Annotated in this window: 12 protein-coding genes and 1 tRNA gene; 6 read left to right on the plus strand and 7 right to left on the minus strand. The window is 71.9% G+C overall.

Annotation, left to right across the window (positions count from 1 at the left end):
- Positions 1-97 precede the first annotated feature (97 nt).
- The 3 genes from E4U91_RS14270 (at position 98) to E4U91_RS14280 (ending at position 3642) form a co-directional block, all read left to right on the plus strand.
- Positions 98-1120, plus strand: a complete 1023-nt coding sequence (locus tag E4U91_RS14270) for an SGNH/GDSL hydrolase family protein (RefSeq protein ID WP_137307208.1) — start codon at positions 98-100, stop codon at positions 1118-1120.
- A 239-nt stretch (positions 1121-1359) separates the two neighbouring features.
- A complete protein-coding gene (locus E4U91_RS14275; protein WP_137307209.1) occupies positions 1360-2580 on the plus strand; it encodes an acetyl-CoA C-acetyltransferase in 1221 nt (406 codons plus the stop codon).
- A gap of 291 nt (positions 2581-2871) precedes the next feature.
- Entirely contained in the window at positions 2872-3642 is a 771-nt protein-coding gene (locus E4U91_RS14280; RefSeq protein WP_174867929.1) for a hypothetical protein, read from the plus strand.
- Positions 3643-3666: 24 nt separating this feature from the next.
- On the opposite strand, the gene E4U91_RS14285 is transcribed toward E4U91_RS14280, so the two are convergent.
- Positions 3667-3978, minus strand: coding sequence for a hypothetical protein (locus E4U91_RS14285; protein ID WP_137307211.1), 312 nt, complete (start codon positions 3976-3978; stop codon positions 3667-3669).
- Between the two features lie 102 nt (positions 3979-4080).
- On the opposite strand from E4U91_RS14285, the gene E4U91_RS14290 reads away from it, so the two are divergent.
- Positions 4081-4311 (plus strand): DUF4287 domain-containing protein, encoded by a 231-nt coding sequence (locus E4U91_RS14290; protein WP_067233714.1) that lies wholly within the window; start codon positions 4081-4083, stop codon positions 4309-4311.
- A gap of 131 nt (positions 4312-4442) precedes the next feature.
- On the opposite strand, the gene E4U91_RS14295 is transcribed toward E4U91_RS14290, so the two are convergent.
- The 3 genes from E4U91_RS14295 to E4U91_RS14305 form a co-directional block, all read right to left on the minus strand.
- A complete protein-coding gene (locus E4U91_RS14295; protein ID WP_137307212.1) occupies positions 4443-5345 on the minus strand; it encodes a Bax inhibitor-1/YccA family protein in 903 nt (300 codons plus the stop codon).
- A 224-nt stretch (positions 5346-5569) separates the two neighbouring features.
- Positions 5570-6745 (minus strand): 4-hydroxybenzoate 3-monooxygenase, encoded by a 1176-nt coding sequence (locus tag E4U91_RS14300; RefSeq protein ID WP_137307213.1) that lies wholly within the window; start codon positions 6743-6745, stop codon positions 5570-5572.
- Between the two features lie 97 nt (positions 6746-6842).
- Positions 6843-6926 (minus strand) — tRNA-Leu (locus E4U91_RS14305).
- Between the two features lie 416 nt (positions 6927-7342).
- On the opposite strand from E4U91_RS14305, the gene E4U91_RS14310 reads away from it, so the two are divergent.
- On the plus strand, positions 7343-8116 hold the full coding sequence (locus E4U91_RS14310) for an ABC transporter ATP-binding protein (RefSeq protein ID WP_137307214.1): 774 nt from the start codon (positions 7343-7345) through the stop codon (positions 8114-8116).
- A 73-nt stretch (positions 8117-8189) separates the two neighbouring features.
- Positions 8190-10718, plus strand: coding sequence for an ABC transporter permease (locus E4U91_RS14315; RefSeq protein WP_137307215.1), 2529 nt, complete (start codon positions 8190-8192; stop codon positions 10716-10718).
- A 77-nt stretch (positions 10719-10795) separates the two neighbouring features.
- Here E4U91_RS14315 and E4U91_RS14320 read toward each other — a convergent pair whose 3' ends face one another.
- The 3 genes from E4U91_RS14320 to E4U91_RS14330 form a co-directional block, all read right to left on the minus strand.
- Positions 10796-12091 carry an SAM-dependent methyltransferase gene (locus tag E4U91_RS14320; protein ID WP_137307216.1) on the minus strand — a complete coding sequence of 432 codons (1296 nt, stop codon included), beginning with the start codon at positions 12089-12091 and terminating at the stop codon, positions 10796-10798.
- Between the two features lie 216 nt (positions 12092-12307).
- Positions 12308-13717 carry an NAD(P)/FAD-dependent oxidoreductase gene (locus E4U91_RS14325; RefSeq protein WP_137307217.1) on the minus strand — a complete coding sequence of 470 codons (1410 nt, stop codon included), beginning with the start codon at positions 13715-13717 and terminating at the stop codon, positions 12308-12310.
- A 585-nt stretch (positions 13718-14302) separates the two neighbouring features.
- Positions 14303-15355, minus strand: a complete 1053-nt coding sequence (locus E4U91_RS14330; RefSeq protein WP_137307218.1) for a DUF2382 domain-containing protein — start codon at positions 15353-15355, stop codon at positions 14303-14305.
- Positions 15356-15395: the final 40 nt, after the last annotated feature.

Raw genomic sequence — 15395 nt, forward strand, 5'->3', positions numbered from 1 at the left:
AAAGCGTGGACGGGTCGTTCACTCCCCGTCGGGATTGGGCCACCGTGCGTGCGGGGCAAGGAGTGGGTGTACGGGTTCGAGGAGGTGGCGGCGACGCATGACGAGCATGGCGAGGGCGAGGGTGGCCCGCCGCATCGCGGCCGGCGCGGCCTACGGCGGCGGTGGCATCGGTCTGGCCGGGGCGGCGCTGATGGGGCTGCTGGTGGCGGAGGCACAGCTGGCGCGGCGCCAGGTGTACGGCAACGGCGCGCAGCCGCACGTGCCGCAGGCGGACGGGGTGTACGGCCGGTCCTACGCGGTGCCGGGTGAGGACCCGCTGCTGCTGGTGCTGCTCGGTGACTCCACGGCGGCCGGCCAGGGGGTGCACCGCGCGGGCCAGACCCCGGGCGCGCTGCTGGCCTCGGGGCTCGCGGCGGTGGCCGAGCGGCCGGTGCGGCTGCGCAACGTCGCCCTGCCCGGCGCCCAGTCGGACGACCTGGACCGCCAGGTCGGCCTGGTGCTCGGCAACGGCGGCCGGGTGCCCGACGTGTGCGTGATCATGGTCGGCGCCAATGACGTGACCCACCGGATGCCACCGACCCGCTCGGTGCGCCACCTGTCCTCGGCGGTACGACGGCTGCGCACGGCGGGGGCCGAGGTGGTCGTCGGCACGTGTCCCGACCTGGGGACGATCGAGCCGGTGCAGCAGCCGCTGCGGTGGCTGGCGCGGCGGGCCTCGCGGCAGCTGGCGGCGGCGCAGACGATCGGCGTGGTGGAGCAGGGCGGGCGCACGGTGTCGCTGGGCGACCTGCTCGGACCGGAGTTCGAGGCCCACCCCCGCGAGCTGTTCGGGCCCGACCTGTACCACCCGTCGGCGGAGGGCTACGCGACGGCGGCGATGGCGGTGCTGCCCACGGTGTGCGCGGCGCTGGGCCTGTGGCCCGCGGAGGAGGAGCGCCCGGACAGCTTCCGGCGCGAGGGGTTCCTGCCGGTGGCCCGGGCGGCGGCGGAGGCCGTGGAGGAGGCCGGCACGGAGGTCACGGCGGCCATGCCGACCGGTCCGCGGGGGCCCTGGGCACTGCTCAAGCGCCGCCGGCGCCGGCGGGTCACGGAGGCCGAGCCGGCGCGTCCCACGGCCTGACGGGGTGGGTCGACGGCCCGGAGGGGGCAGGGGTCGGCGTCGTGGGGCGACGCGGGTCGACGGCCGGAGGGCCGGCCCGTCAACCGGCGCGTCGTCCGGCCCGCCTCCGGCCGTCACAAAGCAAGCGCTTGGAAAGTGCGGTCAGGGTCACACGACCGCAGCCGTGACCCGGGCCATACGTACGGGTAACTTCCCAACCAGCCCTGCCCGACCTTCCGACGTACCGCCCTGGAGCCGTGATGCCCGAAGCCGTCATCGTCTCGACCGCCCGCTCCCCGATCGGCCGCGCCTTCAAGGGCTCCCTCAAGGACCTGCGCCCGGACGACCTCACCGCCACGATCATCCAGGCGGCCCTCGCCAAGGTCCCCGAGCTGGACCCGCGGGACATCGAGGACCTGATGCTCGGCTGCGGCCTGCCCGGCGGCGAGCAGGGCAACAACCTGGCCCGCGTCGTGGCCGTGCAGATGGGGATGGACCACCTCCCCGGCTGCACGATCACCCGTTACTGCTCGTCGTCGCTGCAGACCTCCCGCATGGCCCTGCACGCCATCAAGGCCGGCGAGGGCGACGTGTTCATCTCGGCGGGCGTGGAGATGGTCTCCCGCTTCGTGAAGGGGAACTCCGACAGCCTCCCCGACACGCACAACCCGCTGTTCGCCGAGGCCGAGGCCCGCACCGCCGAGGTCGCCCAGCAGGAGGGCACGAGCTGGCACGACCCGCGCGAGGACGGCCTGCTGCCCGACCCGTACATCGCGATGGGCCAGACCGCGGAGAACCTCGCCCGCCTCAAGGGCGTCACCCGCGCGGACATGGACGAGTTCGGCGTCCGCTCGCAGAACCTCGCCGAGGAAGCCATCAAGAACGGCTTCTGGGAGCGCGAGATCACCCCGGTGACCCTGCCCGACGGCTCGGTCGTCGCCAAGGACGACGGCCCCCGCCCCGGCGTCACCCTGGAGGGCGTCGCCGGCCTGAAGCCGGTGTTCCGCCCCGACGGCCTGGTCACCGCCGGCAACTGCTGCCCGCTCAACGACGGCGCCGCCGCGGTCGTCATCATGTCCGACACCAAGGCCCGCGAGCTGGGCCTGACCCCGCTCGCCCGGATCGTCTCCACCGGCGTCTCGGGCCTCTCCCCCGAGATCATGGGCCTCGGCCCGGTCGAGGCGAGCCAGCAGGCTCTGCGCCGGGCCGGCCTGACCATCGACGACATCGACCTCGTCGAGATCAACGAGGCCTTCGCCGCCCAGGTGATCCCCTCCTACCGCGACCTGGGCATCGACCTGGACAAGCTGAACGTCAACGGCGGCGCCATCGCCGTGGGCCACCCCTTCGGCATGACCGGCGCCCGCATCACCGGCACGCTGATCAACTCGCTCCAGTTCCACGACAAGCAGTTCGGCCTGGAGACGATGTGCGTCGGCGGCGGCCAGGGCATGGCCATGGTCATCGAGCGCCTCAGCTGAGGCCGTCGACCACCCCAGCGTGACCGTCGCGGCACCTGCCGTGACGCCTTGGCCCGGAGTTCGGAACACCCCCGAACTCCGGGCCGATTTGTGATCCAATTTCCCCCAGGATGTGACCTATCTCGCTCGCACCAGGGAACGCGCAGTTCAGAGGCGCTGCATCACCGAACCCCAGGTCCAAAGTCCTGCCCGTTTCGTGACGTTACGCACTGACAGCTGGATAGTCCGCCCTTCAAGCTGATGTAGGAAGTCGGGGGTCGACTTTGAACCGGGAGTACGTCAGTGAGCGCCATGCCGATCGCCCTGCTGGTCACCACGGCCGCCACCGGTGCCGTGGGCGTCGCCGTCCTGCGCACCCTGCTGAAGCTGCGGCGGCAGGTCGCCGCGCTGCACGCCCAGCTCGCCGAGAACCACGCCGCGATGACGCGCGGCCTGGTGCCCGCCGCGCGCACCACGTCGGACGCCGCCGAGATACGGGCGGCGGTCGCCGAGGCGCTGGCCGAGGAGCGGGAGCGCGAACTCGCCGAGGCGCGGGCGTTCTGGGCCGCCCAGGAGACGCGGGACGCCGCCGACGCGCCGACGCTGCTCGGGCTGCCCGACAGTGAGCTGTTCCTGCCCCGGCAGGCCGACTTCCTGGGTCTGGAGCCGCTGGAGCCGGTGACCGAGCCGGACGAGTTCGCCGCGGACTCCCCCGAACTGGCCGCGGCCCGCCGCCGCCACCCCTCCCACCCGGACTTCGTGCCCGTGCAGTCACCGGTCGTCAACGACCACGAGCGCACGGTGGCGACGCTGGAGGAACTGGCCGCGTCCCGTGTGGAGCTGACCGACGTGCGCCCCGGCCCCCTCGGCACGCTGGACGTCTACGTCTTCGCCGACGGCACGACCCTGTGCATGACGCCGGGCCACCGCGAGACCGCCGAGCGCCTGGCGGCCGCCCTCACCGCGGGCGAGGCCCCGGTGCTCCTCGGCGGCTCGGGCATCTCGGGCGCGTACACCCTGACCTTCGCGTGCGGCGAGGAGAACGTGTACATCCTGGCCGACCGGGTCATCGCGTCCCTCTGAGCGGGACGGGAGCGGGGCGGGGCCTCATACCCCCGCCCGCTTCTGCGCCTCCTCGATCACCCGCACCGCCCGCTCCACCTCGTCGTCGGCGGACAGCACGACGGCCAAGTCGTTCGCGGCGACGGAGAGTTGATCGGCGGCGGCGAACATGCCCGCGTCCGGCATGATGCGGGGCTCCACCCCGGGCCGCTCCAGCTCCTGCGCCCACCGCGCCAGTTCCCTGGCCGCCGCGAGCGCCTCGGCCGCGGCCCCGCGCTGCAGGCGCGACTGCGGTGCCGCGCGCAACCGGTCGGCGAAGTGATCAACGGCTCGGCTCAACGGCGTCGTATCCACCACGGGGCCGAGCGTACGCGCCGCTGCCGCACTGTTGCCAACGGGCGAACGCTCAGGCACGGTGACCTGAAGGACCGGCTCACACCCCAGCATCCGGAGGCGCCGATGTCCCAAGTCTTCTCCGAGGAGACCCATCGCAACATGCTCGCCCGCATCCCCCACTGCACCGGTCGTGAAGTCTCCGACTGGCTGCGCACCGTCGACGAAGGCCCGGCCCTCTTCCGCTTCGAGGAGAAGGTCAGCTGGCTGCGCCACGAGCACAACCTCGCGTACGGCCACGCCAAGGCGATCATCCACGAGTACGACCTGAGGAGGGCCGCGCGCAAACTGCTCTAGGCGCGCACGACGACGCACGACGGCTCAGGACGACGACGGGGGACCCGACGGGGGACGACGACGAAGGGCCCCGGGAGGAACCCGGGGCCCTTTCGCCTGTCCGTGCGCGCATCCGCGCGTACGGCCCTGCGTCAGTCGCTGCTGTTCAGGATCGCGATGAGCCGCAGGAACTCGAGGTAGATCCACACCAGCGTCATGGTGAGGCCGAAGGCCGCGAGCCAGGCCTCCTCGCGCGGGGCGCCGTAGGCCACGCCGTCCTCGACCTGCTTGAAGTCCAGGGCGAGGAAGAGCGCGCCGAGGATGACGCCGATCACGCCGAAGACCACGCCGAGCGCGCCGCTGCGGAAGCCGAGGCCGTCACCGCCGCCGAAGACCGCGAACAGCAGGTTCACCGCCATCAGCAGCACGAAGCCGAGCGCCGCCGCCATCACGAAGCCGTAGAAGCGGCGCGTGACGCGGATCCAGCCCGCCTTGTACGCCACCAGCACCGCGGTGAAGACCGCCATGGTGCCGATCACGGCCTGCATGGCCGCGCCGCTGGCGATGCGGTTGTCGACGACGCTGGAGACGACGCCGAGGAAGACGCCCTCCAGCGCGGCGTACGACAGGATCAGCGCGGGGGTGGGCCGGCGCTTGAAGGACTGGACGAAGGCCAGCACCATCGCGACCAGCGCGGCACCGATGCCGATGCCGTAGGACCGGCCGATGTTGGCGTCGTCGACCGGCAGCAGCGCCCACGACAGCGCGGCCGTGACGACCAGGATGCCGAGCGTGGTCGCGGTGCGCGCGACGACGTCGTCCATCGTCATCCGGCCGGCGGTGGTCACCGGGGCCGGGGGCGCTCCGGCGCCCTGCTGGGCGTAGGGGTCCGTGGCGTACGGGTTCTGCGCGTAGGGGTTGCCCGCCTGCTGTGCGTACGGGTTGCCCTGCGTGGCGACGGCGGGTCCCCCGGCCTGCGGCGCGGCGTCGAAGCCCGCGTAGCCGTTGTCGCGGCTGAACCCCCGTCGCGAGAAGACCGGGTTTCTGCTCCTCATTTCACTCCTCCATGGCCACCTCGCGTGGCCTTGGCTCAAGAGTAATGGAAAGGCAAAGGATTGACTCTAGTGCTTGAGGAGGATCTTTCCCTGCCCGTGTCGCGGAACACGCTACGCGTCCGTGTGATTCCCGGCAGCGGGCGGGCGGCCGTCATGACCGACCTGGGACACGTCCGGTACCGGCCGGAGACCGGCCGCCCGGGCGGCCCGCCCCGTCGCCCCCGTCAGTCCAGCGGGAACCCGGTGTAGGCCTCCGCGAGGTCGGCCTCCGCGGCCCGTGAGGAGGCGATGCGCTCCAGCCTCGCGAGCTGGAGGCGGTCCTCGAAGGGGGTCGCGTCGGGAGCGCGGTGCAGCAGTGCCGTCATGTCGTGGGAGAAGCGCTCGGCCTGCCAGACCCGGCCCAGGCAGGTCCGCGCATAGGCGTCGAGCAGGTCGGCGGAGCCGGTCTCGCGCCGGTGGACGAGGGCCCGGGCGAAGGTGACGACGTCGCCGACGGCGAGGTTCAGGCCCTTGGCGCCGGTCGGCGGCACGATGTGGGCGGCGTCGCCGGCCAGGAACAGGCGGCCGTGGCGCATCGGCTCGTGCACGAAGGACCGCATCGGCGTGACCGACTTCTGGGTGATCGGACCGCGCTCCAGCGTCCAGTCGTCGTCGGTCGCGAAGCGGCGCTCCAGCTCGGCCCAGATCTCGTCGTCGCCCCAGCTCTCCGCGTCCGTGCCGGCCGGGACCTGGAGGTAGAGGCGGGAGACGGACGGCGAGCGCATGGACAGCAGGGCGAAGCCGCGGTCGTGGCGGGCGTAGACCAGCTCGTCGTGGGAGGGCGCGACGTCGGCGAGGACACCGAGCCAGCCGAAGGGGTAGGTCCGCTCGAAGGTGCGGGACAGCGCGGCGGGCACCGCCTTGCGGGAGACGCCCCAGAAGCCGTCGCAGCCGACGACGTAGTCGCACTCCAGGACGTCCGCGCGGCCCTGGTGCCGGAAGGGGATGCGCGGGCGGGCGGTGCCGGCGTCCTCGACGGCCAGGGCCTCCGCCCCGAAGAGCAGCGGCCCGCCCTCCTCCAGCTGGAGCGCGATGAGGTCCTTGCACACCTCGGTCTGGGCGTAGACGGTCACGGACCGGCCGCCGGTGAGGGCGGGGAGGTCGACGCGGTGGCGCCGGCCGGCCCAGCGCAGCTCGATGCCGTCGTGGCGCAGGCCCTCGCGGTCCATCCGCGCGCCGGCGCCCGCCGCGCGGAGCACGTCGACGGTGCCCTGCTCCAGGATCCCGGCCCGCTGGCGCTGCTCGACGTAGGCCCGGTCGCGGCTCTCCAGCACCACGGAGTCGATGCCCGCGGTGTGCAGGAGGCGGGCGAGGAGGAGTCCGGCCGGTCCGGCTCCGACAATGCCGACGGTGGTGCGCATCGGGCGTTCCCTTCGGTGGGTGACTCGGCCACGGAGGACAAGCCTGTCGTGCGGTCAACGCCTGAAGGGAGGGTGCAGCCACCGCGCCGGTCGGAGGTGCCCAGAGCCGGACTTGAACCGGCACGCCCGCGAAGGGGCAGCGAGGTTTAAGCTCGCCGTGTCTGCATTCCACCATCTGGGCAAGTCAAGGGCTCCGCGTCGAGGCCGAGACTATCGGGACCCGTCCTGCGAACAGGGGCCGGACGGCCCGATGTTGTCTTATTTTATTGAGGTCTGAGGGAGCATCAGCACCGGGATCGCGCCATCCACACGTGCCAGAAGGCCTCCTGGCAGCGGTCAGCGGCACATGCTGAATGACGGGATTTCACCGCTTGAACCAAGGTGCCTCACCGGTTCTTCGCATCACGGCCCGTACGGCGGCCCGTGCGGCGGTGCGATCGCCTCCGGGGCGGGGGTCATCCCCAGGTATGACACACGGCCCGCCCGTCCGACCGGAGTCTGCCCCCGATACCGGAACAGCGACTGACTCCACGGCGGCATCCGGCCGTGAGGATGGTGAGCGTCCCCCGCCACCGTCCCGCGATCGGAGCGCCACCCGTGACCACCAGCCCCCTCGCCGCCCCCAGGACCACCGCTGTGGCCGCCCGTGCCACGGAGCTGTCGAAGATCTACGGACAGGGCGAGACCCAGGTGGTCGCCCTGGACCGGGTCTCCGTCGACTTCCGCCAGGCCGAGTTCACCGCGATCATGGGGCCCTCCGGCTCCGGCAAGTCCACGCTGATGCACTGCGTGGCCGGACTCGACACCTTCTCCTCCGGTTCCGTGCGCATCGGTGACACGGAGCTGGGCTCGCTGAAGGACAAGCAGCTCACGCGGTTGCGCCGGGACAAGATCGGGTTCATCTTCCAGGCGTTCAACCTGCTGCCGACGCTCACCGCGCTGGAGAACATCACGCTCCCCATGGACATCGCCGGCCGCAAGCCGGACCGGCAGTGGCTGGACACCGTCATCGAGATGCTCGGCCTGTCCGGGCGGCTCGCCCACCGGCCCGCCCAGCTCTCCGGCGGCCAGCAGCAGCGCGTCGCCGTCGCCCGCGCGCTCGCCTCCCGGCCCGACATCATCTTCGGCGACGAGCCCACCGGCAACCTCGACTCCCGCTCCGGCGCCGAGGTGCTGGGCTTCCTGCGCAACTCGGTGCGGGAGCTGGGCCAGACCGTCGTCATGGTGACCCACGACCCGGTCGCCGCGGCCTACGCGGACCGGGTCGTCTTCCTCGCGGACGGGCGGATCGTCGACGAGATGAACGCGCCCACGGCCGACTCCGTGCTCGACCGCATGAAGCGCTTCGACGCCAAGGGCCGCACGAGCTGACCCCCTCCGGCCACCGGAGCCGCCCCCGGCCGTCGCTCCCGGCCCCGTCACCCACTCTGGACTGAGACAACCCATGTTCCGTACCGCCTTGCGCAACGTGCTCGCGCACAAGGCCCGGCTCCTCATGACCGTGCTCGCCGTGATGCTCGGCGTCGCGTTCGTGTCGGGGACCCTGGTCTTCACCAACACCATCTCCGACGCCTACCAGAAGAGCTCCGCCAAGGGCTTCGACCAGGTCGACGTCGCCGTACACCCCGAGGGCGGCAAGGACACCGGCGACACCGTCGGCAAGCGGCCCGAGCTGACCGAGGCCCAGCTGCGCATCAGCGCCGGAGTGCCGGGGGCCGCTTCCGCGATCGGCGTCGTCGACGGCTTCACCGCGCTCGCCGACAAGGACGGCAAGCTCATCGGCGGCGGCTTCCAGTCGCAGGGCGGGAACTACTGGGGCACCGACGACCCGCGCTACCCGCTGAAGGAGGGCCGGGCCCCGCACGGCGCGCAGGAGGTCGCCATCGACTCCGAGACCGCGCGGCGCGCGGGCTACGAGGTCGGCGACACCGTGCGGATGTCCGTCGACGGCCCCGTGCTGACGCCGCGGATCACCGGCGTGTTCACCACCGACGACGGCAACGTCGCCGCCGGCGGCAGCCTCGCCCTGTTCGACACGCCGACCGCGCAGAAGCTGTTCGGCAAGGCGGGCACCTACGACGAGATCGACGTCAAGGCCGCGCCCGGCACCAGCCAGACCGCGCTGAAGGCAGCCCTGGACCGGGCGCTCCCCCGCGGCACCACCGGGACCACGACCGGCGAGCAACTGGCCGACGACCAGGCCGAACTGATCTCCTCGCAGATGAGCGGGCTGAAGCAGGGCCTGCTGGTGTTCGCCGGCATCGCCCTGTTCGTCGGTACGTTCATCATCGCCAACACCTTCACCATGCTGGTGGCCCAGCGCACCAAGGAGCTGGCGCTGCTGCGCGCGGTCGGCGCCTCGCGCCGCCAGGTGACCCGGTCGGTGCTGATCGAGGCGTTCGTGGTCGGCGTGGTGGCCGGCGTGAGCGGCCTGGTGGCCGGCGTCGGCATCGGGGCCGGACTGCGCTCGCTGATGGGCGGCCTCGGCGCGACCGTCCCGGACGGGCCGCTGGTGGTCTCGCCGGGCACGGTCGCCACCGCCCTGGTCGTCGGCGTGGTCGTCACCATGCTCGCGGCCTGGCTGCCCGGCCGGCGCGCCGCGAAGATCCCGCCGGTCGCCGCGATGAGCAGCGTGCACGCCAAGGCGACCACCAAGTCGCTGGTGCTGCGCAACACCCTGGGTGCCCTGTTCTCCGCGGCCGGCGTCGCGGTCGTCCTGTACGCCACCACCCTGTCCGGCTCCGACGGGCAGGCCCCGATGGGCCTCGGTGCGGTGCTGCTGATCATCGGCGTGTTCATCCTGACGCCGCTGCTGTCCCGTCCGCTGATCGCGGCCGCGGCGCCCCTGCTGCGCGCCTTCGGGGTCTCGGGCCGGCTGGCCCGGCAGAACTCCGTGCGCAACCCGCGCCGCACGGCGGCCACCGCGTCCGCGCTGATGATCGGCCTGACCCTGATCACCGGGATGACGGTGATGGCGGGCAGCCTGCAGAAGTCGATCGACAAGATGGCCTCCGCCGCGATCCGCGCCGACTACGTCGTGTCGATGGCCAACGGCAACGAGCTCTCGCCCGGTGTCGAGCGGAAGCTGAAGGACACCGACGGCGTGACCACCACCAGTCCGCTGCGCAACGCGCCCTCCCGCATCGACGGGCGGACCGAGTACCTGACCGGGGTGAACGGCTCCGCCATCGGCGACCTGACCGACCTGAAGGTCGACGACGGCTCCTTCACGGTGGGCGGCGACCGGGTCGTCGTCGACCAGGACACCGCCGAGTCCCACGGCTGGAAGGCCGGTTCGGCGTTCACCGTGCACTACGAGGACGGCAAGGCCCAGCGGCTGACGGTCGCCGGGGTCTACGAGGGCAACGAGCTGATCCAGGGCATCCTGCTGGACACCGCCGCGCTCACCCCGCACCAGAGCGACCCGGCCGACATGCAGGTCATGGTGAAGACGTCCGGCGGTGCCTCCGGGGCGACGAAGGACCGGCTGGAGAAGGCCCTCGGCTCCAACCCGGCCGTCCGGGTGCAGAGCAAGCAGGACGTGTCCGAGGAGATCGCCCAGATGTTCACGCTGATGCTGAACATGCTCTACGGCCTGCTCGCGATGGCGGTGATCGTGGCGGTGCTCGGCGTCATCAACACCCTCGCGATGTCGGTGTTCGAGCGCTCCCAGGAGATCGGCATGCTGCGCGCCATCGGGCTGGAGCGCCGCGCGGTGAAGCGGATGGTGCGTCTGGAGTCCCTGGTGATCTCCCTGTTCGGCGGCGTGCTCGGCATCGGCCTGGGCGTGTTCTTCGGCTGGGCGGCCGGTGAGCTGCTGGGCACCAGGATGGCGACGTACGAGCTGGTGCTGCCGTGGGCGCGGATGGCCGCTTTCCTGGCGCTGGCCGCCGCGGTGGGCGTCCTGGCCGCGCTGTGGCCGGCCCGCAGGGCGGCGCGGCTGAACATGCTCCAGGCGATCAAGGCGGAGTAGCCGGAACGCCGGTCGCGTGAGCACCAGGGGGTCCTCGTCCCACGGGACGAGGACCCCCTTCGCGTGGCGCGGGGCGGTCAGTTCCAGGTGCGGGCCCGCAGCGGCATCCCCGAGGTGCCGGACTGCGGGGTCTTCACGGCGAGCACCTGGTTGACGCCGATCTGGTTGCGCTCGAAGGCGAGCGCGGAGGCCGCCATGTACAGGCGCCAGACGCGGGCCCGTCCGTAGCCGGCGAGCTCCACCGCCCGCTTCCAGTCCGCCTCCAGGTTGGTCACCCAGCGGCGCAGGGTCAGCGCGTAGTGCTCGCGGATCGCCTCCACGTCCCGCACCTCGAAGCCGGCGCGTTCGAGCTGGGTGACGGTGGTGCCGACCGGCGCCAGTTCGCCGTCGGGGAACACGTAGGCGTCGATGAACTCGTCGACCTCGTACGTCGACTCGTCCCGCTGGGGGCGGCGGGCGATCTGGTGGTTGAGGAGCCGTCCGCCGGGCTCGAGCAGGGCGTGCAGGTCCCGGGCGTACTCCAGGTAGCGGTCGGCGCCGACGTGTTCGGCCATGCCGATGGAGGAGATGGCGTCGAAGGGGCCGTCGGTGACGTCGCGGTAGTCCTGCACCCGGATCTCGACGCGGTCGGTCAGGCCCTCGTCGGCGACGCGCTTGCGGGCGTAGGCGGCCTGCTCCTGGGACAGGGTGATGCCGACGACGCCCACCCCGTGCTCGCGGGCCGCGTGGATCGCCATGGAGCCCCAGCCGCAGCCGACGTCCAGGAGGCGCTGACCGGGGGTCAGGGCCAGCTTGCGGCTGACCAGTTCCAGCTTGTCGTGCTGGGCCTGTTCGAGGGTGCCCTCGGGTTCGGGGGCCGGCCAGTAGGCGCAGGAGTACACCATGGACGGGCCGAGGACCAGTTCGTAGAAGTCGTTGCCGACGTCGTAGTGGTGGCTGATGGCGCGCCGGTCGGTGCGGCGGGTGTGCAGGTGGCGGGTGCGGCGGACCTCCTCCACGGGCGGGGTGGGCGGCAGGGGCGGTCCGGCGAGCCGGAACAGGCCGCGGACCGCGGAGCGCACCTGGGGGTCGCGCAGCGACCGGGCGAGCGTGGGCGCGTCCTCGCCGCGCTCCCAGACCAGTCCGGAGAGCCGGCCGAGGGCGGTGTAGAGGTCGCCCTCCACGTCCAGGTCGCCCGCCACCCAGGCGCGGGCCAGGCCCAGTTCGCCGGGCTTGAACAGCAGGCGGCGCAGGGCCCTGCGGTTGCGTACGACCAGCGCCGGGGCGTCGGGCGGACCCGCCTGCGAGCCGTCCCAGGCGTGGATGCGGAGCGGGAGCGGTGCTCCCAACAACTGTTCGAGCAGGCCCTTCAGCCGCGACGCGGCGTCAGCCATGGCGCACACCTCCGTGACGAACGATCCCGGATGTCAGTGACCACGTAAACACCAGGACGCCCGCTGCGCAGTCCCGCATTGGAGTTATGAGTGGGCAAAGAAGGTGTAGGCGCCACCTTGTTGGGGCGGCCCGCCGGGGCGGCGGGGAACGCCGAAGGGGCCGCCCGCACCACGGATGGCGGGCGGCCCCTTCGAGGGGTTCGGTCGACGTCGGGGTCAGGAGGCCTTGGCGGCTTCCTCGGCCTTCTCGGTCTTCTCACCGGTGCGGGCGGCCGGGGCCGACGCGACCGGGGCGGGCTTGGCGGCCTCGTAGAACTCCTCGCGCGGCGTCTCCAGGGCGCCGAGGGAGACGACCTCGCGCTTGAGGAACATCCCGAGCGTCCAGTCGGCGAAGACCCGGATCTTGCGGTTCCAGGTCGGCATGGCCAGACCGTGGTAGCCGCGGTGCATGTACCAGGCGAGACGGCCCTTGAGCTTGATCTTCATCTTGCCCATGACGATCATCGCGACGCCCTTGTGCAGGCCGAGGCCCGCGACCGCGCCCTTGTTGGCGTGGCTGTACTCCTTCTGCGGGAAGCCCCGCAGGCCGGAGATCACGTTGTCGCCGAGGACCTTGGCCTGGCGCAGCGCGTGCTGGGCGTTCGGCGGGCACCAGGCGTTCTCGTTGCCCGCCTTGCGGCCGACGAGGTCCGGCACCTGGGCGTTGTCACCGGCGGCCCAGATGTAGTCGGTGCCCTGGACCTGGAGCGTGGGCGCGCAGTCGACGTGACCGCGGGGACCCAGCGGCAGGCCGTAGCGGGACAGGACCGGGTTGGGCTTGACGCCGGCGGTCCACACGATCGTGCTGGAGTCGACCTCGAGGCCGTTCTTCAGCACGACGTGGCCGTCGACGCAGGAGTCCATGGAGGTCGACAGGTAGATCTCGACCCCGCGGCTCTCCAGGTGGTCCTTGCCGTACTGGCCGAGCTTGGGACCGACCTCGGGGAGGATCTTGTCGGCCGCGTCGACGAGGATGAAGCGCATGTCCTCGCGGGACACGTTCTTGTAGTACTTGGCCGCGTCGCGGGCCATGTCCTCGACCTCACCGACGGTCTCGGCACCGGCGAAGCCGCCGCCGATGAAGACGAAGGTGAGCGCCTTGCGGCGGATCTCCTCGTCGGTCGTGGAGTCGGCCTTGTCGAGCTGCTCGAGGACGTGGTTGCGCAGGCCGATGGCCTCCTCGACGCCCTTCATGCCGATGCCCTGCTCGGCGAGGCCGGGGATCGGGAAGGTGCGGGAGACCGCGCCGAGCGCGACGACCAGGTAGTCGAAGGGCAGCTCGTACGCCTCGCCGACCAGCGGGGCGATCGTGGCGACCTTGCGGTCCTGGTCGATGGTGGTGACCCGGCCGGTGAGCACCTCCGCCTTCGGCAGCACGCGTCGCAGCGGGACGACGACGTGGCGCGGGGAGATGTTGCCGGCGGCGGTTTCGGGGAGGAAGGGCTGGTAGGTCATGTACGACCGGGGGTCGACGACCGTGACGGTCGCCTCGCCGTAGCGCATCTTCTTGAGGATGCGCCGAGCTGCGTACAGGCCTACGTACCCACCGCCTACTACGAGGATCCTGGGACGCTCCGTGGTGCTCATGGCATCGAGTATCCACCCGGATGGAGGGGGTACCTCGTGCGCCCCTTCACAAGCTTCCCCAGTGCCTGTGCTACACTCCGCGGCCCTTTTCACCGGGAGGGGCGCGGACGACGGGAACCGTTGTCCGGTACACCCCGTTGTCAATGCCGCGTGAGCTGCCTCTCTGGCTTCCGGAGGGGTCCGTGAGGGAGGGGAAACACCGTCTGGGGTGCGTGATGCGAAGGGGGCCGCACACCCTCTTCTGAACATGTTCAAAGGGTAGTTCGGGCTCTGTAGGGGTGATCCGAAGGCGCTCATGGGGTCGTCGCGACGGATTTCCTTGTGAAGAACTTCACGAACTTTCCCGACGGCTTGTCGCCGGAGCCCCTCCGGGCCCCTTCCGGACCCGCTCAGGCGTGGTCCGGCTCGCTCAACGGAGGCGGCTGACCAGGGGGTATCGGGCCCCCGGAAGGCCAGGGGCGGCGCCCCGTGCGCGGGCCGGCCCCAGGGGTGGGTCGAGATCCACCGGGGTCCGGCTCGAGACCCGAGGGGGCCGGCGGCGGACCGCCGGCCCCGGTTGCCCCGTTCCGCCCGTGCGGCGGCCGCTCAGGCGCGCCCCGGACCCGCGCCGCGGCCGTCGTCGAACCCGTGGCCCTCGCCGTAGCCGAGGTCCTCGTCGCGGGCGCGGTCCTCGGCGAAGCCGAGTTCCTCGTCGGCCTCGTCGGCGCTGCTCTCGATGCGCTCCTTGCGCACCGGGCCGCGCACGGTCTCCCGCTCGGTCAGTTCCTCGGTGGTCAGGCGCACGCGCTCCACCGGGACGGCCTCGGTCTCCACGACCGGCCGCTCCTCGTGCAGCACCACCTCGTGCTCGGCCTCAGCGATGTCCGGGCCGGACAGCGCGGCGTCGCGGTTCTCCTCGGTGATCGGCTCACGGACGATGCGCGCCTCCTCGTGGCGGACCGGGACCGTGCGCTCCTCCTCCTCGGTCACCACGTACTTGCGCAGCCGGGCGCGGCCCGCCTCACGGCGCTCGACGCCCACGTGCATCTGCTCCTCGGAGCGCGTCATGGCGTCGTCGTCCGTGCCGACGTCCCGCCGGACCCCGGCATCGGCCCCGGCCCTGCCTGCCGTACCGGCCGTGCCAGCCATGCCTGCGGTGCCGGCCATGCCTGCGGCCCCTGCCGCGCCGGCGGTCCCGGCGGCGGTGCCGCCCGTCATGCCGGACCGGTCCGTGTCCGCGTCCATGTCCGTGCCCATGCCGGTGCCCATGTCCGTGCCCATGCCCTCGTCGTGGGTGCGGCCGCCCTCGCCGGGCCGGTCGTCCTGGGCCCAGGACATGTCCCAGTCGATGCCGTAGTACTCGTAGAGCCGGTGCTCCTCGTCCTCCGACAGATGCCCCCCGCTGTCGACGTCGACGTTCGGGGCGTCCTTGACCTTGCTCTTGGAGTACGGGACTTCCATGTGGTCGTCCACCACCCGGGCCTCACGCACGGGGACGAAGGACTCGTTGCTGCCGAAGAAGCCGGTCTTCACCGACACCCACTCCGGCGCGCCGGTCGTGTCGTCGAGGAAGACGTGCTTGGCGTCCCCGATCTTGTGCCCCTCCTCGTCCATGACGGGGTGATCCAGGACGGATGCGATCTGCTCTCTACGGATCATGGTTCGCTCACCCTTCTAGTGGAGCTACACCAGGCGGGTA

Source organism: Streptomyces lasalocidi (genome assembly GCF_005280215.1).
In the GTDB taxonomy this organism is placed as follows: domain Bacteria; phylum Actinomycetota; class Actinomycetes; order Streptomycetales; family Streptomycetaceae; genus Streptomyces; species Streptomyces longwoodensis.

What these genes read in the sequence shown, in the direction of transcription:
- E4U91_RS14315 (WP_137307215.1), top strand. Translation starts at nt 8,190, where the DNA reads ATGTTCCGTACCGCCTTGCGCAACGTGCTCGCGCACAAGGCCCGGCTC.
- E4U91_RS14330 (WP_137307218.1), bottom strand. Translation starts at nt 15,355, where the DNA reads ATGATCCGTAGAGAGCAGATCGCATCCGTCCTGGATCACCCCGTCATG.
- E4U91_RS14280 (WP_174867929.1), top strand. Translation starts at nt 2,872, where the DNA reads ATGCCGATCGCCCTGCTGGTCACCACGGCCGCCACCGGTGCCGTGGGC.
- E4U91_RS14320 (WP_137307216.1), bottom strand. Translation starts at nt 12,091, where the DNA reads ATGGCTGACGCCGCGTCGCGGCTGAAGGGCCTGCTCGAACAGTTGTTG.
- E4U91_RS14300 (WP_137307213.1), bottom strand. Translation starts at nt 6,745, where the DNA reads ATGCGCACCACCGTCGGCATTGTCGGAGCCGGACCGGCCGGACTCCTC.
- E4U91_RS14270 (WP_137307208.1), top strand. Translation starts at nt 98, where the DNA reads ATGACGAGCATGGCGAGGGCGAGGGTGGCCCGCCGCATCGCGGCCGGC.
- E4U91_RS14325 (WP_137307217.1), bottom strand. Translation starts at nt 13,717, where the DNA reads ATGAGCACCACGGAGCGTCCCAGGATCCTCGTAGTAGGCGGTGGGTAC.
- E4U91_RS14295 (WP_137307212.1), bottom strand. Translation starts at nt 5,345, where the DNA reads ATGAGGAGCAGAAACCCGGTCTTCTCGCGACGGGGGTTCAGCCGCGAC.
- E4U91_RS14290 (WP_067233714.1), top strand. Translation starts at nt 4,081, where the DNA reads ATGTCCCAAGTCTTCTCCGAGGAGACCCATCGCAACATGCTCGCCCGC.
- E4U91_RS14275 (WP_137307209.1), top strand. Translation starts at nt 1,360, where the DNA reads ATGCCCGAAGCCGTCATCGTCTCGACCGCCCGCTCCCCGATCGGCCGC.